Source organism: Dyella thailandensis, assembly GCF_050749815.1.
GTDB lineage: Bacteria > Pseudomonadota > Gammaproteobacteria > Xanthomonadales > Rhodanobacteraceae > Dyella_A.
Map to the genome: position 1 here is coordinate 713,820 of NZ_CP192735.1, position 21,327 is coordinate 735,146.

Below are 21,327 nucleotides of genomic sequence, written 5' to 3' on the forward strand. Positions count from 1 at the left end.
CGGGTCCGCGCAGCGTGAACGGGTTCAGCCTCTTATCCTGCGACGCCAGGTGCGGACTGCGTTGCGGCCATCGCGGCGAAGTGTCGCGGGGGCGGATCGTGCCGCGGTCGGCGGCTAGCGCTGGTCGAGCTCGTGATGGATCAGCACCACGCACTGCGAGGCGAACAGCATCGTCGGGCCCAGCGTGATCTTCTTTGCGCCCAGGCGTTCGAGGCTGTGGAAGGTCTTCTTCGGCATGGGGATGTGGTCGGTGAGCAGAAAGCAGGGGTTGCCGTCGAAGGCCTGCTCGCGGATCGGTGCGCCTTTGCGGTCCATCACGAACAGTTGGTGGTCCTGCGCCAGCTCCTGCACCAGGCGCTCGAAGCTCAGCGTGCGCACGGTGAGGCCTGGGGCGACGGGGCGCGTTTCCTCCTTGCCCATGCCCACGGAGGCATCCAGTGCGCGTGCCACGGCAGCCAATAGCGTGCGCTCGTCGAAGCCGCCGAGGTCGGTGATCTGGTTGGAGTCGACGCGAATGGTGCGGGAATAGTCCGCCGTGCTCTCGAGCACCAGGTACACCACCACGTCTGCGCGGTGCGACCGCGCCACGAAGAGGGCGTTCATCAGCGTGTGCGCAAGGATCTCGGTGTGCGCCTCCTTGCCCACGCCGGCCAGCAGTTTCTGGCTGTCGGTGGGTGCGGCGCGCGCGCGGAGGACGAAGGTTCGCATGAGATTCCGGCCGGTTGGTGGCGTGGGCGAGGGAGCGCCGATTGTCCCCGAACCGGGGTATCGAAAGACAGCCGAGCGCGCGGGATCAGCGCTCCAGGCGATAGAGCTCGAAGCCGTTGTCGTCGACGTCCAGGAGCATCAGCAGCGTGTGCGGGCCGATGCGCAGCAGGCGGCCGACGGAATTCACCGGGCCATCCGGTCCAGCCGGCTCGCCCAGCGGGCGATTGTCAGGGCCGTAGGGGCGGGTGGGATCGTCGTTGACGGTGAAGGTACCCAGAAACGCGAGCGCCCGGTCATCCTCCGCCATCGGCAGCAGCGTGCCGCTCCGGCGCTGTGAACCGCGCGTCTTGCTAAAGCGGAAGCCGCATGCGGTGCGATCGATGCGCCCGACGAAATACGGGTAAGCGTAAGCGCCGGTACGTCCGGCCTGGATCGACCTCACGCGCCACGCGCCGTGGATATCCCCGAGCGGCAGCGGATGCAGCGCGCGTTGCAGCAGATATCGCGCCTCGTCCAGCGCGGCCGCTTGGTCGGCCAGGTAGTCGGGGCTGGCGCTGCGCGGGCGGGTCGGAAGCTGATCGAGCACCTGCTGGACCGGCGTCGTCAGAGCAGGGCGGTCCGCTGGCAACACGGTGGACTGCCAGCTCTCACACGTGGCCGCTGACGCCATGGCTGGCCAAAGAAGCCACGCGGCAATAAGCATCGATGAACGTTTGAACATGGATTTTCGCCCTCCTGGCGAGCTAGCGGGTCGGAGTCTGACCCGGCGCGAAAGTCTACGCGAAGCGGTGCATGGAGCTCACGCGCGAGGCCGCACTTTTCCCGCAAGACTGGCGCTTAATACGGGTGCTGCCGATAGAACAGCTCCAGCTGTCGGTAGACCTCCGGCAGATGCTCGCGCAACGCAGCCGGTGCCTCGAAGAACTGCTCGCTGACCACGGCAAAGAACTCGGCCGGATTCTCCAGGCCGTAGGGGTCGATCGGGATCGGCACACCCTGGTGATGCTCGCGGCGCAGCCGCTCCCAGGCGCCGGAGAGCACGCGTGTCCACACGCGCTGATCCATGCGTCGGTGCAGCGGCGGAAAGCCGTTGGCGACGCCGTTCTGCAGGTCGAGCTTGTGCGCCATCTCGTGGATCACCACGTTGTGGCCCGGGCGCTGGCCGGCGTTGAGCACGTCCGCCCACGACAGGATCACCGGCCCGCGGCCCCACGCCTCGCCCGCCATCGCGTCGCTGCTCTCATGCACCACGCCCGCTTCGTCGATGCGCGTGCGTCGCGGCACGAACGCGTCCGGATAAACGATGACGCTGTGCCAGCCGTCGAACCAGTCCATGCCCAGTTTCAGGATCGGCACGCACGCGTGGGTGGCGAGCAGCACGCGGTCGGCATCATCCAGCGTCAGCCCCTGCACCGGCTCGATCGACTTCTCGCGCAGGAACAGCGTGGCCAGCACGCGCAGCGCCGCCTGGTCGGATGCACCCAGCCGCCGCGCCGGCATACAGCGTGCCAGCGCAACTCGCCACAACGGTTCGGGAATGGGGTGCTTGGCGACGATGCGGCGCACGCGCCAGTTTCTGAGTTTTTGGAACATGGCCCCACGTGGGAGAAGTCTTGGCGCTACCAGCATCTGGGCGAAGTGGGGTTTCTCAAGCGGGGCGCCTCGGCCGGATTCGCGCGCGGGCCCTCACCCCGGCCTTAGTCGGACGCGTCGCCCAGCTTGCCCTCGCGCACGTAGTGGTTCACCACGTTGCCCTTCGACGAGGTGGCCGATGACAGCAGCCGAAACGCCGTCGGCTGCGCGCTATCGTCGAACAGGCGCTTGCCGGTGCCGAGCAGGATCGGCACGACGATCAGGATCAGCTCGTCCACCAGATCGGTCGCCAGCAGCTGCTGCGCCAGCTCGCTGCTGCCCTGGGTAAGCAGATCCGGGCCATCGCTTTGCTTGAGCTCGCGCACGGCAGCGACAGCATCGGCGCCGAGAGCGCGGCTGTGGCTCCAATCGAGCGAGTCGGAACGGTGGGTGGCCACGTGCTTGGTGGTGCGGTTGAACAGGTCGGCGGTGCCGCGCAGCGGCGAATCCTGCGCCACGGTCGGCCAGAAGCCGGCGAACACGTTATAGGTGCGGCGCCCCAGCAGCAGCTCGAAGGGGCGCTGGAACAGATCTTCCATCGCGTCGGTGGCTTCGTCGGCATACGGCCAGAACCAGCCGCCGCGGGTGAAGCCGTTGGTGGTGTCTTCGTCCGGGTTGCCGGGCGACTGGATGACCCCATCGAGCGTGATGAAGGCGGGAACGATGAGTTTGCGCATGAACAGGCTCCGGTGCGGATCGATATGTCCGTCTGGATCAACGACGAGCAGCCGGCGCGCTTTTCGACAACGAGCGAGGCAGCGCGGCGGTGGCTTGTCGGCCGCATTTCAGTAACCGCGTGACCGGCCGATAATGCACGCACCGCGGCGCACCGGCGGTCGCCCGTCCGGATCACGCGCTGCGCCACTCCCCAGTGAGCTCCCATGCCCTTCCGGATGACGCCAGACACCGACGATCGCTACGTTCGCATCGCAGTCATGGCGCTGTTGTCGTTGACGGTGTTCGCGGGCGCGTGCGCGACGGCGATCCACTGGCTGGCGCCGGTGCATCGCACGATGGACCTGATCATTCCGCCCACGGCGACCGTGTTTTTCGCAGCGCTCATCGTCGCGTTGATTCGCCGGCCGCGCTGGGTTTTCGGCATTGCACGCGTCGCGCTGGTGTTTGGCGCGCTGGCGCTGGCCGCACCGGCATGGCTCTACACCCTGCAGGCAACGCTCACGCCCGGTGCTGCGCTGATTGATCTGCTGCCGCCGGTGTCGTCGCTATTCGTGGTGTTCCTGGTGATGGTGATGGTTTTCATCCCCGGGCGTCAGGCGTTTGTGCTGGCGGCACTGAGCTGGCTGCTGATCGCGTTGCCGGTGCTTATCTACCTGCCTCTTCATCCGGCGGAGTTGGCGGCGCCGCGTGGCCGCGACCTGCTGATGGCCTATGGACCGGTGAGCATCCTGGTGGTGGTACTGCTGCCGGTGCAGCGGGGACTGGCCGGCAAGATCCAGCGGCTGGCCTCGGAACGCCAGCTGATGGAGGTTCTGCTGCATCGCGATCCGCTGACCGGCGTGCAAAGCCGCCTGCTTGGCGAGCGCATGCTGCGCGAGGTGCTGGCGGCAGGCGCGCCGGCCGGTGTGATCATGCTCGATCTGGACCGCTTCAAGGCGATCAACGACACCTACGGCCATCCCGTGGGTGATCAGGTGCTGCAGGCCGTGGCGAGCGGGTGCAAGGGGCTGCTGCGCGAGAACGAATGCATCTCGCGCTGGGGTGGCGAGGAGTTTCTGGCGATCGTGCCGGATGTCGACGCGTCGGGCCTGCAGCGGGTGGCCGAGCGCCTGCAGACGGCGATCGCCAGCATGCAGGTGGCGCCGGTGCGGCAGGTGACTGCTTCGTTCGGTACCACGATGCTCCGCCCCGGCGACTCCCTGGACTCCGTGTTGCAGCGAGCCGATCAGGCGCTCTATCGCGCCAAGGAGCAGGGCGGCAATCGCGTCGATGCGGCGCCGCTGGTGATGCCTGGGTAAGCGCACTTATCTGGGTGACCCCGTCATGAGGCGCTTGGGATGCGGCGTCGCTTGGCGCCTTTGCTATCTCGCGGAGTTTGCTCGGGCGGGATGGACAAAAGAGCCAGAGCGCCCCCTCACCCCAAAACTCTCCCCCGAACGATGAAGCTGTTCAGGGGAGAGGGGGCGAAGCGCGATGCCCCCGTGCATCACGAAGCGCCACGATTTAGCCCTCTCCCCTGAGCTTGCTCGGGGGAGAGGGGGGGCGGGCTGTTGATCTTCGTGGTCGAGGTGGCCGCATCTACAAAGCCGAAGCCCCCCTCACCCCAACCCGCTCCCCCGAACGGTGAAGCTGTTCAGGGGAGCGGAGTGGCACGGGGCGGCGTACGCTTGCGCCGTCTCCGGGGCGAGAGCCACGCCATGCATACGACCGAAAACGATGGCCGCTTCAGCCAGGCGGTCGCTGCGCTCTATCAGGATCTGCTGGTTCCGCTGATCTTCGCGTCGTATGCGTCTGATCTGGTCGATCGGCTGATTCCGTTGCAACCGGCAAGCGTGCTGGAACTGGCGGCGGGCACCGGCGTGGTGACGCGCGGGCTGGCTGCACGGTTGCCGCCTGCAACGTCGCTGGTGGCCACCGATCTCAACGAGGCGATGCTGGCCGTGGCGCAGGTGCAGGGCACCGCGCGGCCGGTGGATTGGCGCCAGGCGGACGCGATGGCCCTGCCGTTCGCCGACGCCACGTTCGATGCGGTGGTATGCCAGTTTGGCGCGATGTTCTTCCCGGACCGGGCGCACGCCTTCGCCGAGGCCCGCCGTGTGCTGCGGCCCGGCGGCACGTTGCTGTTCAACGTGTGGGATCGGATCGAAACGAACGACTTCGCCTGGATCGTCACCGAGGTGGTGGCCGGCATGTTTCCGGACGACCCGCCGCGCTTTTTGGCGCGCCTGCCGCACGGCTATTTCTCGCCGCAGGAACTCGCCCACGACATCGCTGGCGGCGGCTTCACGGCGCCGCCGAGCATCGAGACGGTCGGCGCCATCAGCCGAGCCGACAGCGCCGGCCGCGTGGCGCTGGCGTATTGCCAGGGCACGCCGCTGCGCGGGGAGATCGAGGCGCGCGATGCCACGCGCCTGGACGAGGCGACTGTAGCGGCTACGGCGGCGCTGGCCGCGAAGTTCGGCGTGGGTCCGGTAGCCGGCAGGATCCAGGCGCTGGTGGTGCAAGTGGCGCGCTGACGGCCACCCGCAAGAAGAGGGCGCCGGCCGGTAGGCCTAGCCGCGCCGGCCCGCACCGCCCTCGCATTCCTGACGACTCCTCTTGGCCGCTCCCGCGGCCAGGATCACGCGCGGGCGAACCGCCCCAGCTACGCGCGATCACGCGTCGGCCATGCGCCGCAGCCTCTCCGCCGTGTCCGCATCGGCAGGCACGAACGCCTCCAGCGCCAGTTCGGCCAGGGTGATGTCGACGGGGCTGCCGAACACCGTGGTGGTGCTGAGCATGTTGAGCACGGCGCCATCCACTTCCAGCTGCATCGGCACGGCGATGGCGCCGTGCGGCGTCGTTTCCTCTGCGCTGTCCGCCGCCGGCGCGGGTAGCGCCTGCAGTTCGCGCAGCAGGGCGATCAGCTGCGGGTCGTGGCTGGCGTCGATCTGCTGGCGCAGGCGATGCAGCAGGTGCGCGCGCCACGCCGCGAGGTTGCGGATGCGCGGGGCGAGGCCGACCGGATGCAGGCTCAGGCGCAGCACGTTGATCGGCGGCTGCAGCAATTCCGGCGCCACGCCGACGAGCAGGCGCGTGGTGGCCTGGTTGCTGGCCACGAGCTGCCAATAGCGATCGATGGCGAGCGCGGGGTAAGGCTCCAGGCCCTGCAGCAGCAGGTCGATGGTGTGGCGTGCGGTGGCCAGTGCCGGGTCGTCCAGCGCGCGTTGCCGGAACGCAGGAGCGAAGCCCGCAGCGATCAGCAGTGCGTTGCGTTCGCGCAGTGGCACGTCGAGGTATTCGGCCAGGTGCAGGATCATGTCGCGGCTCGGCTGGGCGCGGCCGGATTCGACGAAGCTCAGGTGGCGCGTGGAGATCTCCGCGCCGGTGGCGAGCTCGAGCTGGCTCAGCCGGCGATGGCGGCGCCACTCGCGGAGCAGGTCGCCAACGGGGCGTGAGGTTGCGGTAAGCGCGGTATTCATGCGTCGATGGTAGCCAGCGATGGGTGCGCCGCGCGCGGAGGCGCAGCGCACCCGAAGCCTCAGGCGGCAACCGGCACCTTGTCGAGGAAGCCGTGCACTTGGCGGATGCGACCGTTATCCAGCACGGCCACGTCGAACCCGATCACCAGCGGCTCGTCCGCGCCGGGCTCGGCCAGATGCCAGTGGAAGCGGGCGATGTCGTGGTGCGCGTCGACCTCGCCGGCGAGGCGGAACACGTGACCGGGGAACATGTTCTGCACTGCGGCGATGGTGGCGTCGATGGCCTCCCAGCCGCGCGCCTCGATCATCGGATCGACGTAGGCGGCGTGTTCGGCGTACACGTCCTCGATCAGCGCGCGACGGCGCAGCGGGTCGGTCTCGTTCCAGCCCTTGAGGTAGTTCTCGATGAGTTGACGGGTAGCGGTCATGGCGTGTGCTCCTTTGCTGTGGATGTGGGCACAGCTTGCCGGCGCCATGGCGGCGCGGCGATTACCTTGGAGGTAATCGGAATGTGGGAGCGGCGCGACCGCGAACCGATCGCGCCGGCTGCCTTCAGCCGCGGTGGGCCGGGGAGAGCAGCACCGGGCCGGCGCCGTCGGTCTGCACATGGTCGCTATCGTCGTCGGCGAGCGCATCGGTGGCGTTCATGTCCGGCTTGTCGACCCACGGCGCCGGCGTGAACGGGCCGGGCACGTAGGTCTGCCACACGCTGTCGGTCTTGGGCCGGTCCATCTCGTTGAGCGTGTAGTTCACCGGCACGCGGGCCGTCCAGCTGTCCTGCCCGGCGAGCTTGCCGGTGGTGGGGACGGTGTACGTCCACTGCCGGGCCGCTTTGAGCGCGGACTTGGCCATGATGTCGCGATACTGCTGGAGCAGATGCTCCGGGCCGATGTTGCGCAGGTTGACCTGCTCGGCCACCGCGTCGGTCACGTGGCCACTGCGGTCCACGTGCAGCGCCAGGTACACGGTGCCCTGCACGCGGTAGTGGATCGCCACGTCCGGATAGCGCGGCAGGATTTTCTTGCTGGCGTCGGTGCTGCTCAATTCGTCGGTGGAGCGGGCTTCCTCGTCACCGAAAGTGGCGCCCTTGATGCGGGCGCTGAAGTTGCCGTCCGGCGTCGGCTTGAGCACCACGCGAACGTGCATGCTGGCCTTGGCCAGTACCGGCTGGCCGTCGCGCAATATCGGCTGGAAGTGCCAGTGCAGCGCGGCGTTGCGCACCATTTCGGCGATCGGCGCGCCATATTTGGCCGCGTCTTTGACGGTGGCGCTCTGTACCGAGCCGTCCTTCGCCAGCACGATGCTGCCTTCGACGACGGCCGATGATTCGAGATCCTGCGACGTGCCCGCGTGGGTCGACGTGGCGGCGAGAACGAGCAGTGCTCCGAGCAATACGTTCTTCATGCGTGCTTCCTTGGGATGGCGATGCGTCGCTGCCGGGCTGGCCGGTGCAGCCGGTGTCCGCCTGCGGTCACGCGGCACGCTGCCGCCGACACGTCGTCGTCCCCTGACTCCCCGGATCGCCCCCGCGATCGGGGTCAAGTATGTCCGCAAATGCTTTGCAGCCGACAGTAGCCGCGTTGGCGGCGCCAGGGTCCAGACGGCTTGACGCCCGCCTCGCGCTTACGCCACTTTCCGGGCCTGCATCGAGCCGGGCGACTGCCACCATGCGACGCGAGATTGCCATCGTCGTTTTTCCGGGATTTCAGCTGCTGGATGCGGCCGGTCCGGTGGCCGTGTTTGAGATGGCGGAACGTTTCCGGCCCGGCAGCTACGCGATCCACGTGCTGGCGCCGGAGGGCGGCGTGGTGCGCAGTTCCTCCGGCGTGTGCCTGGCGGCGGCGCCGATGGAGTCCGGGCGCTTCGACACGGTGATCGTTTCCGGCGGCAACCTGGCCCAGGTCGAGGAGCACGCGGGCGCCATCGTGGCGTGGCTGGGCGAGGACGCCTGGCGCCGCACGGCGGGCGTGTGCTCCGGCGCGTTCTTTCTCGCCGAGGCCGGTCTGCTCGATGGACGGCGGGCCACCACGCACTGGGACGCGGCCGAGCGGTTCCGGGTGCGCTATCCGCGGGTGCGGCTGGATGCCGAGCGGATGTTCGTCCGCGACGGCAAGCTGTGGACTTCCGCCGGCATTTCCGCCGGCATCGATCTGGCGCTCGCGCTGGTGGAAGACGACCTCGGCCCCGGCCTTGCGCGCCGGGCGGCGCAGCAGCTGGTGGTGCATCAGCGTCGGCACGCGGGGCAGTCGCAGTATTCGGCGCTGGTGGAGCAGGGCGGTCGCACCGGGCGTTTTGGTGAGCTGGTCGGCTGGATGCGCGCGCGCCTCGCCGAGCCGATGACGGTGGAGCGGCTGGCCGAGCGCGCCGCGATGAGCCCGCGAAACTTCGCCCGCGCCTTCGTCGCCGAGATCGGCGCCACGCCGGCCAAGGTGGTCGAGGGCATGCGGCTCGAGGCCGCCCGGGTGGCGGTGGAAACCAGCCATCTGCATCTGGATCACATTGCCGTCTCCACCGGCTTTGGCGATGCCAGCCGCATGCGCCGCGCGTTCGTTCGCGCTTTCGGGATGTCGCCGCAGTCGCTACGCCGCAGCGCAGGCGGCTGATCGCGGATCGCGGCAGGTGCTGGCCGTTTTTGGCCGGAATTTGTCCTTGTTCGCGACGGGCGGGCCGTCCATAAAAGAGCGCGCCGCAGCGTCTCGCCGATGATCGGTGCCACGGCGCGGCGTGATGTCGGCACGACCACTTAGCCCTTTGCCTTGAGAACTTCCATGCGCTTGATCCCGCTCGTTTCGGCCATGCTCCTGTGTGTCGGCGCTGCGCGTGCTGCCACGCCGCCGCCTGCACCCGCAGTGCCGCCCACCCGTCTCGACCACATCCTTCTGTGGGGCCGCGGTATCGACCAGGTTACGGCGGTGATGGCGGTGAAGCTCGGGTTCCAGGTGCGTCCCGGGCGCGATCCCGGCGGCGTGGCCAACCGCTACATCCGCCTGGCCGATAGCAGCTTCATCGAACTGCTCGGCATCACCCGCCCCAATCCGGAATTCGATCCGGGCATGAAGGAGGACCAGCAGGCGTTGAAGGGTGGGCCGGGCTCGCGCACGTTCGGCTTCCGCAGCTCGTCGCTCGAGGCGATCCATCGTTCGCTGCAGGCGCTGCACTACGCGGTGACGCCGTTCTTCGCCGGGCCGAACAGCGCCAGGCCGGGCTGGCGATTGTTCGCCTTCGATCGCGCGCCGCTGTCGAGCAACACGTTCTTTATCGACTACGCCGCGGACTACGCGCCGGATCAGTTCGATCCCGGCAACGCCGCCGATCATCGCGTCAGCCGCGAGCACCCCAACGGCGCGCGCGAGCTCTCGTCGATCTGGCTGGTGTCGGGCGACGCCGAGGCCGACCGTCGACAGCTGGAACGGATGGGGTTCGGCCACGCCGTGCCGGTGAAGTTAACCGCCGTGGGCGCGAAAGGCTTCTGCGTGCCGGTCGGCCCCACCGCGCTGCTGGCGTTGCAGCCCGATGGCGCGGGGCTGGCGGCCAAGACCATGGCCGAGGGCGGCCCGCGCATCCTCGGGATGAGCTTCGGCGTGAGCGACCTTGGCCGCGCGCAACGCTGGGTCGAGCGCGGCTACGAGCGCGCGCTGCCGACCTACCGCGGTCTGTGGGGCGAGTCCGTGCTCGCGCCGAGCCAGGACGATCTGGGCCTGTCGATCGAATTCCACGCGATGCAGCCGGCGCGTTCGCCCTGCGCGGGGGCGGCGGTACCGCAGTAGGCGCCTTCGCATCGGGCGCCCGACGGCAGCGTGGCGACGGCACTCACTGCGCCGCCGGCTCCGCGGACTGGATCCACAGCCGCCCCCGCGCCAGGTCGAGCGTCACGATCTTGTCGTGCAGGAACGGCATGCCGAGGTTGCCGTCGATGATCATCGACGGCGTGAAGGCACGGCCGCGGGCATGCAAGCCGGGGGCGACGTCGAAGTCCGCGGTCTGCTCGCCCTTCGCGTCCGGGTCCAGGTCGAACAGCGCCGCATAGGGCTGCGAGACGAGCACGGTGCCGCCGTTGCCGGTATCGAGTTCGAACCACACGGTGCCCTGCGCGGTCGGCACGCCTACCGAAGCGGCGAGCGCGTGACCCTGCAGCTCGCGCGACAGCAGCAGCGGCAGCGGCCGGGCCTTTGCCACGCGTGCGCGCAGGCTTGCCGGCGTCTCCACGATCAGTTGCCGGTGCACCAGGTCGATGGTGATCGTCCTGCCGGCGAACAGGTCCAGAGCGATCGAGCCGGCCACGGGGGCGGCGTCCGTGGCCATCAACGGCGCCGGGTCGATCACCGCGGTGACCGGAGCGGAAAACGGGTGGCCGTCGAGGCTGATCCGCACGTTGTCGCAACGTGGCGCGTCGAGGCGGTTGCCGGTCATCTGGAAGCCTGACAGGCGTCCCCATGGCGTGCAGCCGATGGTCTTCGCGAAGGCCGGCGCCAGCAGCGTGATGCCGCCGGCGGAGTCGAAGACGAACAGGCCCGGGTGCCCAGCGACGCTGGCGCGCAGGGCCACCGTCTTGCGGTAGGGCTCGAGCTTGAACACCGCTTCGGGTGCCGCGCTGCGGGCCACGGCGGCGGTGCCCAGCAGGCCGAGGGCGATGGCGAGGAGGATGCGTTTCATGAGGATGTTCCGCGGGAGTCGGGGCGTACTGTATCCAGCCGGGATAGCCATCTATGCTGCGCGCTCCGAATTCACTCTTCGGCAGGACGAAACACCGTGGACCGGTTCACCGCCATGCACTCCTTCGTTCGCGTGGCCTCGCTGCGCAGTTTCGCGCGGGCCGCGGGCGAGCTGGGCTTAGCGCCCGCTACGGTGACCGCTCATGTACAGCATCTGGAGCGAGTGCTCGGAGTGCGCCTGCTCGAGCGCAATACGCGCTCGCTGCGGCTGACCGAAGAGGGTGCGGTGTACTTCGAGCACTGCTGCAGGACGCTGGAGGAGATGCGCCAGGTGGAAGGGCGCCTGGCTTCGGGCGGGCCGGCCTTGCGTGGCGTGCTGCGGGCCGATGTGCCGGTGGTGCTGGGGCGTCGACTGATCGCGCCGCGACTGCCGGCCTTCCTCGGCCGCCATCCACAACTGGCCCTGCACCTGTCCATGGAAAACCGTAGCCAGGACCTCATCGGCCGCGGCTGGGATTGTGCGATCTGCATCGCGGCACTGCCCGATTCCTCGCTGATCGCTCGCCGCCTGGGCGTGATCCGCTGGATCACCTGCGCCGCCCCGGAATACCTGGCCCGCGCGGGCGAACCGCGCAGCCCGGCCGATCTGGCGCATCACAATTGCCTGGGCTTCATGCCCGTGGGCGAGCGCGCCCCGGCGCCGTGGCGCTTTCAAGCCGATGGTCGGCCGATCGAATGGGTGCCGTCCGGCAACCTGGTCACTGACTCGCTCGACCCGCTGCTCGACGCAGCGGTGGCGGGGCTGGGCCTGGTGCAGATCGATCACGCCGCGGCGCGCGGCCTGATCGGCGAGGGACGCCTGCGCCGCGTGCTTGCCGGCTTCGTGGCCGAAGGCCCGCCGATCATGCTGCTCGGTGGCGGCGCGCGTCAGATGTCCCGCAAGGTGCGCGCCTTCGGCGATTTCGTGGAGAGCCTGCTGGCCTGAGCCGCCGCGCGTTGCACGGCGGTCCGCCTCACGTCCGGGTCGCAGAACGCGACCCGGACGCCTGGTCTTCGCAGACGGATTTCCCTTCGACTCAGGGCGCGGCGTTGCCTGCCACCGGCAGCAGCACCGCACTCTTGCCGTCGGCGCCGTGCTCGATGGTGATGGTGGCCTTGCGGTAATCGGTCGGCTTGGCGAACAGGATGTTCGGCACGTAGGTCTGCGGGTTGCGGTCGTACAGCGGGAACAGTGTGGACTGGATCTGCACCATGATCCGGTGGCCCGGCTTGAAGGCGTAGTTCACCGTGGGCAGGCGGAACTTGTACTCCTGCACCTCGTTCGCCGGAATCGGCGAGGGCTCGGCGAAGCTCTTGCGGTAGCGGCCGCGGAAGATGTCCATCGACACCGGCAATTCGTAGCCGCCCATCGTGGGGTCGCTGGGCACGGTGCCGGGGTAGACGTCGATCAGCTTGACCACGAAATCGCCGTCAGTGCCGGTGGTGCGGGCGAACAGGTCCGCAATCGGTGCGCCCTGCACAGTCACCGTCTTGGTCAGCACGGGTGTGGTGTAGGACAGCACGTCCGGGCGCGTTTCGACGAAGCGCTGGTCCTGCACCAGCCAGGTACGCCAGCGGTCGTTCTCCTGCGGGATCGGTCGCGACAGGTAGGGCACCGGCTTGGCCGGGTCGGAGACGTAGTTGTCGCCGCCGCCGTTGGGCTGTTCGAAGCCCAGGCCGAAGTCGCCCTGCAGGTACAGCGGCGTGAGCGACTGCTCGCTGGCCGGCTTCCAGTCGGTGAAGCTGTCCCAGCGCTGCTCGACCGGGTTGTAGATCATCGCCTGCGGCAGCGGCGTGGCCAGCGGCGTGCCGCGCAGGTAGTGCTGGAACCACGGGATCATCACCTGCTGGCGGAACTGCGCCGTGGTGTTGCCCGGCCACTTCAGCGGGCCCATGTTCCAGCCGTCGCGGTTGATCTGGCTGTGCCACCACGGGCCCATCACCAGATGGTTGTTGGCGCCGTGACCGGCTTTGTCCAGCGCCTCCCAGGCGTGCACGGCGCCGTAGATGTCCTCCTGGTCCCACAGGCCCTGCAGCCACATCGTGGGCACGTTGGATGGGTGGGCGACCAGCAGCCTGTCCAGCGCCTGCAACTGCCAGAACGCATCGTAGGCCGGGTGCGCGGCGAAGCGTTTCCACCACGGCAACTGGCCGAAGCCGTGGGCCACGGCGTAGTCGCCGGCCGAGCCAGCCTGGAGGAAATTGGTGTAGTCGTCGTAGTTGTCGCGCGGCACGGTTTCGCCCGAGCCCTGCTTGGTCATCTGGCCGGTGAAGTAGTCCAGGTTCACCTGACGCAGCGCGCCGTAGTGGTACCAGTCGTCGCCCATCCAGCCGTCGATCATCGGGCTCTCCGGCGCGGCGACCTTGAGCGCCGGATGTGGATGGAGCAGGGCCATCGCCACGGTCCAGCCGTCGTAGGACGAGCCGATCATGCCGACGTTGCCGTTGGACTCCTTGATGTTCTTCACCAGCCAGTCGATGGTGTCCCAGGCATCGGTGGTGTCGTCGGTCTTGGTCGGGTTGAGCGGGCCCATCGGTGGACGCGTCATGATGTATTTGCCCTCCGAGCCGTACTTGCCGCGGATGTCCTGCGCCACCAGGATCGTGCTGCCGTCGGCCCAGTCCTTGTCGCCGGACCACACCGCGTCGGCCATCTTCGGGCTCTTGCCCGGCATCATGCCGCTGGCGTCGTAGGGCGTGCGCTCGAGCAGCATCGGCAGGCCATGCGCGCCCTTGGGGATCATGATCACCGTGTGCAGCTTCACGCCGTCGCGCATGGGGATCATCACCTCGCGCCGCACGTAGTCGAAGTTGCCCTCCGGCAGTTTCCACTTGGCCGGAATGTCCGATCCGGTCTGGATCATGTCGGGAGTCACCTTGGCCGCATCCTGGCCCGCGCGGGGCGTGGCGAATGCATGGGCGGAGGCAAGGCAGAGGAGCGAAACGATCGCCGAAGCCAGGGCGGCTTTCTTCATGTCCGAGGGTCCTTTGGGTGGGAGAGGCCGGCGATCCGATCGGGTCGCGCCCGGCAACTATGCGAACCGCGGCGGCAACTTGGCAAGGCGGGCACGGTCGAAACTCCTTGCGCGCTGCGTCCGCAGCGACGTGGTGCTCGGCGCTGCGGGTAGTAGCATCGCCGGATGACGCGCGATGCTTCCCACCCGATCCGATGCCAGGCCACGCTGCGGCGGCCGGCGACACCAGCAGACGCCGACTGGACGTTCCTCGTGCTGCCGAAAGCCGCCAGCGCGAAGCTGCCAACGCGCAGCATGGTGACGGTGGACGGCACGCTGGCCGGCCATCCGTTTCAGGCCACGCTGGAGCCGGACGGTGGTGGCAGCCACTGGCTTAAGGTGAGTGCCGCGCTGGCCGACGCTGCTGGCGTGGCCGCCGATGACGAGGTGGCGCTCACGTTGGCGCCGGTGGCCGTGGAGCCGGAGCCCGTCGTGCCCGCGGAGCTGTTGGCGGCGCTGGCCGATCATCCGGCCGCGCGCGCCGTGTGGGACGACATTACGCCGCTGGCCCGGCGCGACTGGATCCACTGGATCGGCTCGGGCAAGCAGGCGCACACGCGCGAGCGCCGCATCCGCGCGGCGTGCGACATGCTCGCCGCAGGCAAGCGCCGCGCCTGCTGCTTCAATCGATCGGGGATCTACAGCAAGGCGTTCCGCGCCCCCGAACCCGCCTGAAGGCGCTTCGCGTCGGGTCGTCCGTCGACTCTTCGGGCGAAAGGCTGCGCGCTCAGCCCGGCACGCCGTAGCGCTTCAGCACGTGCTCGCCCATGCTCTGGGCCAGCTCGCGTTCGGCGTAGAAGACCGCCGTGACCAGTTCACCCAGCAGCTCGGCCTCCTCCTCGTTGTGGGTGCGCACGATCACTTCCACGCCCGGGTTCAAGGCGCGGGCGCAGCTCATCATGCGGGGCAAGTCGATGATGTCCGGTGTGGCCACAACCACCATACCCGCGCGAGCCACGTGAGCCTGCACTAGTACCTCCGGTTCGGAGGCGTCACCGTAGACCGCAGGCGTGCCATGTTCGCGAAGGCGCTCGACGATCTCCCGGTTGGTTTCCACCACCACGTGGGCGATGCCTCGTTCGGCCAGCGCGGCGCCGACGCGCCGACCCACGCGCCCGTAGCCCACCAGCACCACTTGCCCGGTGAGCAGGGTGTCGTCGGTGTCGTCTGGCAGCTGGGTGAGCGGGTCGGTGCGGCGGGGGAGCGGTTCGGCCGCTCCGGGGCCGCCGCCTAGCAGTCGTTCCAACGGCGCCACCAGCGAGAACATCAGCGGATTGAGCGCGATGGAGAGCAGGGCGCCGGCAAGGATCAGGCTTTGCCCCTCGCGCGGCAGCAAGCCCAGGCTCAGGCCGAGGCCGGCGAGGATGAAGGAGAACTCACCGATCTGCGCCAGGCTCGCCGACACCACCAGCGCCGTGTTCAGCGGATAGCGCAACACCTTCACCAGCACCGCCGCCGCCACCGATTTGCCGAGCATGATGATGGCCGCCACTACCAGCACCTGCAGCGGATGACGCAGCAGGATCTGCGGATCGAACAGCATGCCTACCGATACAAAGAACAGCACGGCGAACGCCTCGCGCAGCGGCAGCGATTCTTCGGCGGCGCGATGAGCGAATTCCGACTCGCGGATCACCATGCCCGCGAAGAACGCGCCGAGTGCGAACGACACGCCGAACAGCGCCGCGGCTCCGTAGGCGATGCTTACCGCCACCGCCACCACGCACAGGGTGAACAACTCGCGTGAACCGTGTCGCGCCACGTACCACAGCAATCGTGGCAAAAGGCGTCGGCCGCCCAGCAGCATCAGCGCGATGAAGGCGCCGACCTTGAGCAGCGTAGCGATCAGCGTCCAGCCCAGCGTGCCGCCACCTTCCGGCGCGTGGCCGCCCAGCGCGCCCGATAGCGGCGGCAGGATGACCAGCACAAGCACCATGACCAGGTCTTCCACCACCAGCCAGCCCACGGCGATGCGGCCGTTGAGGGAGTCCAATGCCCCGCGCGATTCCAGCGCACGCAGCAGCACCACCGTGCTGGCAACCGACAGCGACAGCCCGAACACCAGGGCGCCGCCGATGCCCCAACCCCACGCCAGCGCCACGCCCGCGCCGAGTGCGGTAGCCACCGCTATCTGCAGGAGGGCGCCGGGCAGGGCGATGCGTCGCACGTCGAGCAGGTCGCGCGGCGAGAAGTGCAGCCCGACGCCGAACATAAGCAGCATCACGCCGATCTCGGCGAGCTCGCTGGCGATATCCGTGCTGGCTACGATGCCGGGCGTGAACGGGCCGATCGCCATGCCGGCGACCAGATAGCCAACCAGTGCGGGCAACCGCAATCGCGTGGCCACAATGCCCAGGATCAGCGCCACTCCCAGCGCCGCACTGAGGGTGGTGATGAGCGGCAAGGTGTCGTGGGTCACGGGCAGCCTCGTGTGGGGACGCGCGTCATGCACGGGGAGGTAACTATGCCGGTTTGGCGACGCTCGCGGCGATATGCGACGAGGCGTGCGTCGATTTCACCGGGTGCACGCGTAGCAACCGCCACCGCTGAGGGTGGCGGCGGCGCGTCGGTACGTGGGTGGCCGCGGCCGACGGCCATGCGAAGACGGGCTGCGACCGCGTCGCATGGTCTCGCGACGTGGGCCTCGGATGTGCTCCAGCGGTGCGGAAGGCGGGGCGCGGCGACGGCGCGCCAGCCGGGCCATCGATCCGGCTTTCGGCTTGGCGTGCCGTCAGATCACGGAGCGGGCGCCGAGGTCACCCGCCACACGGCGTTGCCTACGTCGTCGGCGATCAGCAAGGCGCCGCTTGCATCCTGCGTCAGGCCCACCGGTGCGCCGTACAGTTCCGACTCGTCGGAGGAATGGAAACCGGTGACCACCGGCTGAGGCTTGCCCACCGGGCTTCCCTGCGGAAACGCGACGAACACCACCTGATAGCCGCTGAGCGGCTTGCGGTCCCAGCTGCCGTGTTCGCCGATGAACGCGCCATTGTGGTACTGCGCGGGAAGGGCGTTGCCCTGCGTCATCAGGAAGCCCAGCGGAGCGACGTGCGAACCGATGGCGTAGTCCGGCTTGATCGCCTTCTTCACCAGGTCCGGACGCTGCGGCTTGACGCGGGAGTCCACGTGCTGGCCCCAGTAGCTGTAGGGCCAACCGTAGAAGGCGCCTTCCTTTACCGAGGTCATGTAGTCCGGTACCAGGTCCGAGCCGATCTCGTCACGCTCGTTGACGATCGCCCACAGCTTGCCGGTCTTCGGCTCCCACTGCAGGCCGGTGGGGTTGCGCATGCCGGAGGCATAGATGCGGCTGGCGCCTGTGGCCACGTCCACTTCCAGCACGTCGGCGCGGCGGTATTCCACGGCCAGCCCATTCTCGGTGATGTTGCTGTTGGAGCCCACGCCCACGTAAAGCTTGCTGCCGTCCGCGCTGGCCAGCAGCGCCTTGGTCCAGTGGTGGTTGATGGTGTTGGGAAGGTCGGTGAAGTAGGTGGGCGGCGCGGTGATCTGCGTTTGTCCGCTGACGTAGGGGAACGTCACGATCTCGTTGGTGTTGGCGACGTACAGCGTGTTGCCGATCAGCTGCACGCCGAACGGCGAGTCGAGATGATCGATGAACACGTGCTGCTCCCACGCGCCGCCGCCGGGTGTCGGGCGCAGCAGGGTGATCCGGTTGCCGCCCTTGGCGCCCTTGCCGGACCCGTTCTTGATCTTGCCGGCGATCAGCCCCTTGGGCGTGGTCGTCGGTTCGGTGCCGGGGCTGTTGGCCTCGACCACCAGCACGTCGCCGTCGGGCAGGGTGTAGAGCTGACGCGGATGCTTCAGGTCGCTGGCGATCTTCTCGATCGCCAGGCCCGGGGCCACCTTGGGCGCCTGGCCGGCCTTCCAACCCACGCCATTGGGCACGCGCATCGGTGGCAGCAAGAAGTTCTTCGCTTCGGGCAAGGGCGGATTGCTGCCGGACTGCTCGGGGGGCGTGTAGGAGGCCTTGTGGCTGCATGCGGCGAGCGCCAGGCAGGCCAGCGGCAGCGCGTGCGTAAAGATGCGCTTATTCATGGATGAGGCCTCCCGGTGTGGTGTAGCGCACGGCGATCACCACCTGTCCGATCGCCAGCAGCAGCACGGTGCCGGCCGAGAGCCACACGTTGGCCGGAACCACACCGTAGGCGTCGCGCGAATGCACCAGCGCGTTGAAGATCGCCAGCACGATGGCCACCAGGTTGAGCCAGAAATCCAGCCGATCGGCGGCCAGTGCAGTCTGCCGTGAGGTAATCCAGACCTGCGCCAGGTTGATCAGGCGCGGCACGATCGCGAACAGCAGGCCGAACACGATCAGCCACGCCGCTCCGTGGTCCCACAGAATCGTGGCGGTGTTGGCGTACAGGATGTCGAAGATCAGCGCCGCGACAAAACAGCCGAACGGAATCGGGTTGAGCAGGGCGTAGATGGCGTTGGCGACGATGGATCGCCGCGGTGGGACGAGGTAACTCATGGCGGGGCTCTCGCTGCGAGGGGCGGGCACCGGCCGGCTCGGCGCGTGGCGCAGCTCTCGAGTCGGGTCGATGCGTAGGGTGCGAACCCCAAGGTAGTCAGCCGGATGTCGATGCCCCGTGGAAGTCGTGCAGCCTTCGTCGACGGTTTTTCATCACGCTGACAACGCCCTCTTGAGCAACGCGTCGTACAGCTCCAACCGGTATCGCCCACCGATCTGCAGCAGGCTCATCCAGTACATCGGGGCGGCCACAGAGGGCACGCGCCTGGGCGCAAGCGCCCGGCAGCTGACCTCATTCGCGCAGCAGGCGGGGGATGTGGAGGCCCCAGCTGGCCGGATCCTCGATACCGGTGATGCGGTCGTCCGACTCGGCCAGTTCCAGCTGGGTCGGTTCCAGCGGTTCGCCGTCGGGCAGGCGGCAGACCAGTCGCACGGTCGGGTTGAGCGAGCTGCCCTCGCCCTGTGCCAGCACCACGGCGAGACGTTCGGAGGACAACCGCACCAAGGTGCCGGTGGGGTAGATGCCGATGAGCTTGACGAAGGCGTGGAAGATCTCGCGGTCGAAGTGGCCGTCCTGCCACTCGGCCATGCGCCGGATCGCTTCGGCCGGTTCCCAGCCGCGCTTGTAGGGGCGGTCGGAGGTGATCGCGTCGTACACGTCGCAGATCGCGCCCATGCGGGCGGCGCGGCTGATGGTGTCGCCGGCGAGCTTTTCCGGGTAGCCGCTGCCGTCGGTTTTTTCGTGGTGGTGCAGGCATACGTCCAGCGCCACGGGGCCGGCGGCCGCCTCGCGGCGCAGGATGTCCCAGCCGATCTGCGGGTGCTGGCGCACCGAGGTCATTTCCAGCGGACTCAGCCGGCCGGGCTTATTGAGCACGGCGTCGGGCACGCCGACCTTGCCGATGTCGTGCAGCAAGCCAGCCAGGCCCAGCTCCTTGAGTTCGCTGCCGGCGTATCCGAGCCGGCGCCCCAGCGCCATCATCAACGCGGCGACGGCGACCGAATGCAGGTAGGTGTAGTCGTCCTTGTTCTTCAGCCGGAGCACGCTGAGCATGGCGGCAGGATTGCGCGCAATCGCATCATCTACTTCGTCGACGATGCTGGCGGCCGATTCCATGCGCAGCGCGCGACCCATGCGAGCGTCCTGGAACAGCGCCTTGGCCGCGGCCTTGGCGCGATCGCGAAGCTCTTCGGCGCGCGCAATGTCGTTGCCGAAGGCGGTGCGCGGCGGCTCCGGCTCCGGCGGCGCGGCGGGCGGTGGGGCGGGCGCCGCAGGCGAGGCCGCGCGGGCCACCGGCTGCGGAAGGTCCAGCCCCTTGACCGTGTCGATCCACACTTCCAGGTTGCCCATGGCGCGCAGGGTGGCCAGGGTGGTGTCGTCCTCCACCAGGAACGACCCGCGCCAGAACGGGTGGTCCAGCCAGTTGCCGCAGATCTTGTGCACATACATGCCACGCGCGACGCGCGCGACGGGAATTTTCTTCAGCGGCGAGGTCATGTGCTGGCCAATCCGTCTCTCGTCGATTGTTGCGCCCACGCAGCCATGCGGAGCGCCGGTCGCGATGGCCACCGGCACCCCGCTGGAACCCCCGGTTCCGTGCGGTGCGTCTCGTTATCGGCGCCCGCGCGCGACACTTGAGCCCCCCACAACAGCGGCCCTCAACGGGGCGGCGGGCAGCGATCTCGCAGCGAGTTGATCGAAGGCAAATCGTCGGCGCGGGCCGGCGCTAGGGTGGCCGGGCTGGTTGCCGTGCCGCCAAAGGCGGCGGCGACCCTGGTCATCCGCGGGAGTGCAGACGATGCGTTATTTCATCCTTGCCTTGGCGATCCTTTTCCCCGTGGCGCTGGGCAGCCAGGCGCGGGCCCAGACCAGCCTGAGCGTCGGCATCGGCGGCCGCGGCGTGAGCCTGGGATTTTCGATCTCGACCTATCCGACGCTGGTGCGCATTCCGGGCTACCCGGTGTACTACGACCCGCGCGTGGACCTGAACTACTTCTTCTACGACGGCCTGTACTGGGTGTTCGTGGGCGGCGACTGGTACGCCAGCAGCTGGTACGACGGCCCGTGGTACCTGGTGACACCGATCTACGTGCCGGTGTTCGTGCTGCGCATTCCGGTGCGCTACTACCGGCGGCCGCCGCCTTATTTCCGCTATTGGCGCCCGGATGCCGCCCCGCGCTGGGGCGAGCACTGGGGGCCCGCATGGGAGCGTGAACGCAGCGGCTGGGACCGCTGGGATCACCGCACGGTGCCTGCGCTGGCGCCGCTGCCGTCCTATCAGCGCGAGTACTCCGGCAGCCGCTATCCGCGGCAGCAGGAGCAGCAGCGCACGATCGAGTCCAGCCGCTATCGCTACCAGCCGCGCGAGCCGGCGAGCCGGCAGTTGCTCGATGAGCAGCGCCGTCGCGAGACCGATCGCTACCGGCAGAGTTCGCAGCACGAGGAACGTCTCGGCCAGCCGCAGTCGTCCCCGTCGCGCGAGGTCCGCAGCCGCCAGCAGGAGGAAGTCCAGCACCAGCGGATGGAGCCGCCACGCACGGCGCCACCGACGCCCCGGGGGCGTGATGCGGACAAAGGAACGAAGGGGCGGTCGGACAAAAGCAAAGGGCGGGCCGAGGACGACAGGCGCAACGGCGATCATCCGTAGCCGCTC

Annotated in this window: 20 protein-coding genes; 7 read left to right on the forward strand and 13 right to left on the reverse strand. The window is 68.6% G+C overall.

The features are described 5' to 3' along the window. Positions 1–114 precede the first annotated feature (114 nt). The 4 genes from trmY to ACQVBX_RS03170 form a co-directional block, all read right to left on the reverse strand. The gene (gene trmY / locus ACQVBX_RS03155) at positions 115–708 is read right to left on the reverse strand and encodes a tRNA (pseudouridine(54)-N(1))-methyltransferase TrmY (protein ID WP_431636456.1); all 594 of its coding nucleotides are present in this window, start codon (positions 706–708) and stop codon (positions 115–117) included. Positions 709–793: 85 nt separating this feature from the next. After that, positions 794–1,429 (reverse strand): DUF4893 domain-containing protein, encoded by a 636-nt coding sequence (locus ACQVBX_RS03160; protein ID WP_431636457.1) that lies wholly within the window; start codon positions 1,427–1,429, stop codon positions 794–796. A gap of 116 nt (positions 1,430–1,545) precedes the next feature. Continuing rightward, complete coding sequence (locus ACQVBX_RS03165; RefSeq protein WP_431636458.1) at positions 1,546–2,301, reverse strand: zinc-dependent peptidase; 756 nt, start codon at positions 2,299–2,301, stop codon at positions 1,546–1,548. A gap of 104 nt (positions 2,302–2,405) precedes the next feature. Continuing rightward, on the reverse strand, positions 2,406–3,017 hold the full coding sequence (locus ACQVBX_RS03170; RefSeq protein WP_431636459.1) for a dihydrofolate reductase family protein: 612 nt from the start codon (positions 3,015–3,017) through the stop codon (positions 2,406–2,408). A 204-nt stretch (positions 3,018–3,221) separates the two neighbouring features. Here ACQVBX_RS03170 and ACQVBX_RS03175 point away from each other — a divergent pair, with 204 nt between their 5' ends. Beyond that, positions 3,222–4,316 carry a diguanylate cyclase domain-containing protein gene (locus ACQVBX_RS03175; protein WP_431636460.1) on the forward strand — a complete coding sequence of 365 codons (1,095 nt, stop codon included), beginning with the start codon at positions 3,222–3,224 and terminating at the stop codon, positions 4,314–4,316. A 399-nt stretch (positions 4,317–4,715) separates the two neighbouring features. Then, the gene (locus tag ACQVBX_RS03180; protein WP_431636461.1) at positions 4,716–5,534 is read left to right on the forward strand and encodes a class I SAM-dependent methyltransferase; all 819 of its coding nucleotides are present in this window, start codon (positions 4,716–4,718) and stop codon (positions 5,532–5,534) included. Positions 5,535–5,672: 138 nt separating this feature from the next. Here ACQVBX_RS03180 and ACQVBX_RS03185 read toward each other — a convergent pair whose 3' ends face one another. From ACQVBX_RS03185 to ACQVBX_RS03195, 3 genes are all read right to left on the reverse strand, one after another. Beyond that, positions 5,673–6,479 carry a helix-turn-helix domain-containing protein gene (locus ACQVBX_RS03185; protein WP_431636462.1) on the reverse strand — a complete coding sequence of 269 codons (807 nt, stop codon included), beginning with the start codon at positions 6,477–6,479 and terminating at the stop codon, positions 5,673–5,675. Positions 6,480–6,538: 59 nt separating this feature from the next. Continuing rightward, positions 6,539–6,907 (reverse strand): nuclear transport factor 2 family protein, encoded by a 369-nt coding sequence (locus ACQVBX_RS03190; RefSeq protein ID WP_431636463.1) that lies wholly within the window; start codon positions 6,905–6,907, stop codon positions 6,539–6,541. A gap of 124 nt (positions 6,908–7,031) precedes the next feature. Next, entirely contained in the window at positions 7,032–7,883 is an 852-nt protein-coding gene (locus ACQVBX_RS03195; protein WP_431636464.1) for an energy transducer TonB, read from the reverse strand. A gap of 263 nt (positions 7,884–8,146) precedes the next feature. Between ACQVBX_RS03195 and ACQVBX_RS03200 the strand changes: the two genes are divergently transcribed. Beyond that, positions 8,147–9,082 (forward strand): GlxA family transcriptional regulator, encoded by a 936-nt coding sequence (locus ACQVBX_RS03200; protein WP_431636465.1) that lies wholly within the window; start codon positions 8,147–8,149, stop codon positions 9,080–9,082. A gap of 192 nt (positions 9,083–9,274) precedes the next feature. Then, entirely contained in the window at positions 9,275–10,246 is a 972-nt protein-coding gene (locus ACQVBX_RS03205) for a VOC family protein (protein ID WP_431636466.1), read from the forward strand. Between the two features lie 43 nt (positions 10,247–10,289). On the opposite strand, the gene ACQVBX_RS03210 is transcribed toward ACQVBX_RS03205, so the two are convergent. Beyond that, a complete protein-coding gene (locus tag ACQVBX_RS03210) occupies positions 10,290–11,132 on the reverse strand; it encodes a hypothetical protein (protein ID WP_431636467.1) in 843 nt (280 codons plus the stop codon). A gap of 114 nt (positions 11,133–11,246) precedes the next feature. Between ACQVBX_RS03210 and ACQVBX_RS03215 the strand changes: the two genes are divergently transcribed. After that, positions 11,247–12,116, forward strand: coding sequence for a LysR family transcriptional regulator (locus tag ACQVBX_RS03215; RefSeq protein ID WP_431636468.1), 870 nt, complete (start codon positions 11,247–11,249; stop codon positions 12,114–12,116). A gap of 91 nt (positions 12,117–12,207) precedes the next feature. Here the strand turns inward: ACQVBX_RS03215 and ACQVBX_RS03220 are convergent, their stop codons facing one another. Next, positions 12,208–14,145, reverse strand: coding sequence for a CocE/NonD family hydrolase (locus ACQVBX_RS03220; RefSeq protein WP_431636469.1), 1,938 nt, complete (start codon positions 14,143–14,145; stop codon positions 12,208–12,210). A 165-nt stretch (positions 14,146–14,310) separates the two neighbouring features. Between ACQVBX_RS03220 and ACQVBX_RS03225 the strand changes: the two genes are divergently transcribed. After that, the gene (locus tag ACQVBX_RS03225) at positions 14,311–14,859 is read left to right on the forward strand and encodes a YdeI/OmpD-associated family protein (protein ID WP_431636470.1); all 549 of its coding nucleotides are present in this window, start codon (positions 14,311–14,313) and stop codon (positions 14,857–14,859) included. 52 nt (positions 14,860–14,911) lie between these two features. Here ACQVBX_RS03225 and ACQVBX_RS03230 read toward each other — a convergent pair whose 3' ends face one another. From ACQVBX_RS03230 to ACQVBX_RS03245, 4 genes are all read right to left on the reverse strand, one after another. Continuing rightward, positions 14,912–16,603 (reverse strand): cation:proton antiporter, encoded by a 1,692-nt coding sequence (locus tag ACQVBX_RS03230; protein WP_431636471.1) that lies wholly within the window; start codon positions 16,601–16,603, stop codon positions 14,912–14,914. 317 nt (positions 16,604–16,920) lie between these two features. Continuing rightward, positions 16,921–18,225 (reverse strand): PQQ-dependent sugar dehydrogenase, encoded by a 1,305-nt coding sequence (locus ACQVBX_RS03235; protein ID WP_431638100.1) that lies wholly within the window; start codon positions 18,223–18,225, stop codon positions 16,921–16,923. A gap of 4 nt (positions 18,226–18,229) precedes the next feature. After that, positions 18,230–18,673, reverse strand: coding sequence for a DUF2231 domain-containing protein (locus ACQVBX_RS03240; protein WP_431636472.1), 444 nt, complete (start codon positions 18,671–18,673; stop codon positions 18,230–18,232). A gap of 292 nt (positions 18,674–18,965) precedes the next feature. Further along, positions 18,966–20,171 (reverse strand): HD-GYP domain-containing protein, encoded by a 1,206-nt coding sequence (locus tag ACQVBX_RS03245; protein ID WP_431636473.1) that lies wholly within the window; start codon positions 20,169–20,171, stop codon positions 18,966–18,968. A gap of 301 nt (positions 20,172–20,472) precedes the next feature. Between ACQVBX_RS03245 and ACQVBX_RS03250 the strand changes: the two genes are divergently transcribed. Continuing rightward, positions 20,473–21,321 (forward strand): hypothetical protein, encoded by an 849-nt coding sequence (locus ACQVBX_RS03250; RefSeq protein WP_431636474.1) that lies wholly within the window; start codon positions 20,473–20,475, stop codon positions 21,319–21,321. Positions 21,322–21,327 lie beyond the last annotated feature (6 nt).

Excerpts from the sequence above, each read along its gene's own strand:
- trmY (WP_431636456.1), bottom strand. The coding sequence starts at position 708 with ATGCGAACCTTCGTCCTCCGCGCGCGCGCCGCACCCACCGACAGCCAG.
- ACQVBX_RS03160 (WP_431636457.1), bottom strand. The coding sequence starts at position 1,429 with ATGTTCAAACGTTCATCGATGCTTATTGCCGCGTGGCTTCTTTGGCCA.
- ACQVBX_RS03165 (WP_431636458.1), bottom strand. The coding sequence starts at position 2,301 with ATGTTCCAAAAACTCAGAAACTGGCGCGTGCGCCGCATCGTCGCCAAG.
- ACQVBX_RS03170 (WP_431636459.1), bottom strand. The coding sequence starts at position 3,017 with ATGCGCAAACTCATCGTTCCCGCCTTCATCACGCTCGATGGGGTCATC.
- ACQVBX_RS03175 (WP_431636460.1), top strand. The coding sequence starts at position 3,222 with ATGCCCTTCCGGATGACGCCAGACACCGACGATCGCTACGTTCGCATC.
- ACQVBX_RS03180 (WP_431636461.1), top strand. The coding sequence starts at position 4,716 with ATGCATACGACCGAAAACGATGGCCGCTTCAGCCAGGCGGTCGCTGCG.
- ACQVBX_RS03185 (WP_431636462.1), bottom strand. The coding sequence starts at position 6,479 with ATGAATACCGCGCTTACCGCAACCTCACGCCCCGTTGGCGACCTGCTC.
- ACQVBX_RS03190 (WP_431636463.1), bottom strand. The coding sequence starts at position 6,907 with ATGACCGCTACCCGTCAACTCATCGAGAACTACCTCAAGGGCTGGAAC.
- ACQVBX_RS03195 (WP_431636464.1), bottom strand. The coding sequence starts at position 7,883 with ATGAAGAACGTATTGCTCGGAGCACTGCTCGTTCTCGCCGCCACGTCG.
- ACQVBX_RS03200 (WP_431636465.1), top strand. The coding sequence starts at position 8,147 with ATGCGACGCGAGATTGCCATCGTCGTTTTTCCGGGATTTCAGCTGCTG.
- ACQVBX_RS03205 (WP_431636466.1), top strand. The coding sequence starts at position 9,275 with ATGCTCCTGTGTGTCGGCGCTGCGCGTGCTGCCACGCCGCCGCCTGCA.
- ACQVBX_RS03210 (WP_431636467.1), bottom strand. The coding sequence starts at position 11,132 with ATGAAACGCATCCTCCTCGCCATCGCCCTCGGCCTGCTGGGCACCGCC.
- ACQVBX_RS03215 (WP_431636468.1), top strand. The coding sequence starts at position 11,247 with ATGCACTCCTTCGTTCGCGTGGCCTCGCTGCGCAGTTTCGCGCGGGCC.
- ACQVBX_RS03220 (WP_431636469.1), bottom strand. The coding sequence starts at position 14,145 with ATGAAGAAAGCCGCCCTGGCTTCGGCGATCGTTTCGCTCCTCTGCCTT.
- ACQVBX_RS03225 (WP_431636470.1), top strand. The coding sequence starts at position 14,311 with ATGACGCGCGATGCTTCCCACCCGATCCGATGCCAGGCCACGCTGCGG.
- ACQVBX_RS03240 (WP_431636472.1), bottom strand. The coding sequence starts at position 18,673 with ATGAGTTACCTCGTCCCACCGCGGCGATCCATCGTCGCCAACGCCATC.
- ACQVBX_RS03245 (WP_431636473.1), bottom strand. The coding sequence starts at position 20,171 with ATGACCTCGCCGCTGAAGAAAATTCCCGTCGCGCGCGTCGCGCGTGGC.
- ACQVBX_RS03250 (WP_431636474.1), top strand. The coding sequence starts at position 20,473 with ATGCGTTATTTCATCCTTGCCTTGGCGATCCTTTTCCCCGTGGCGCTG.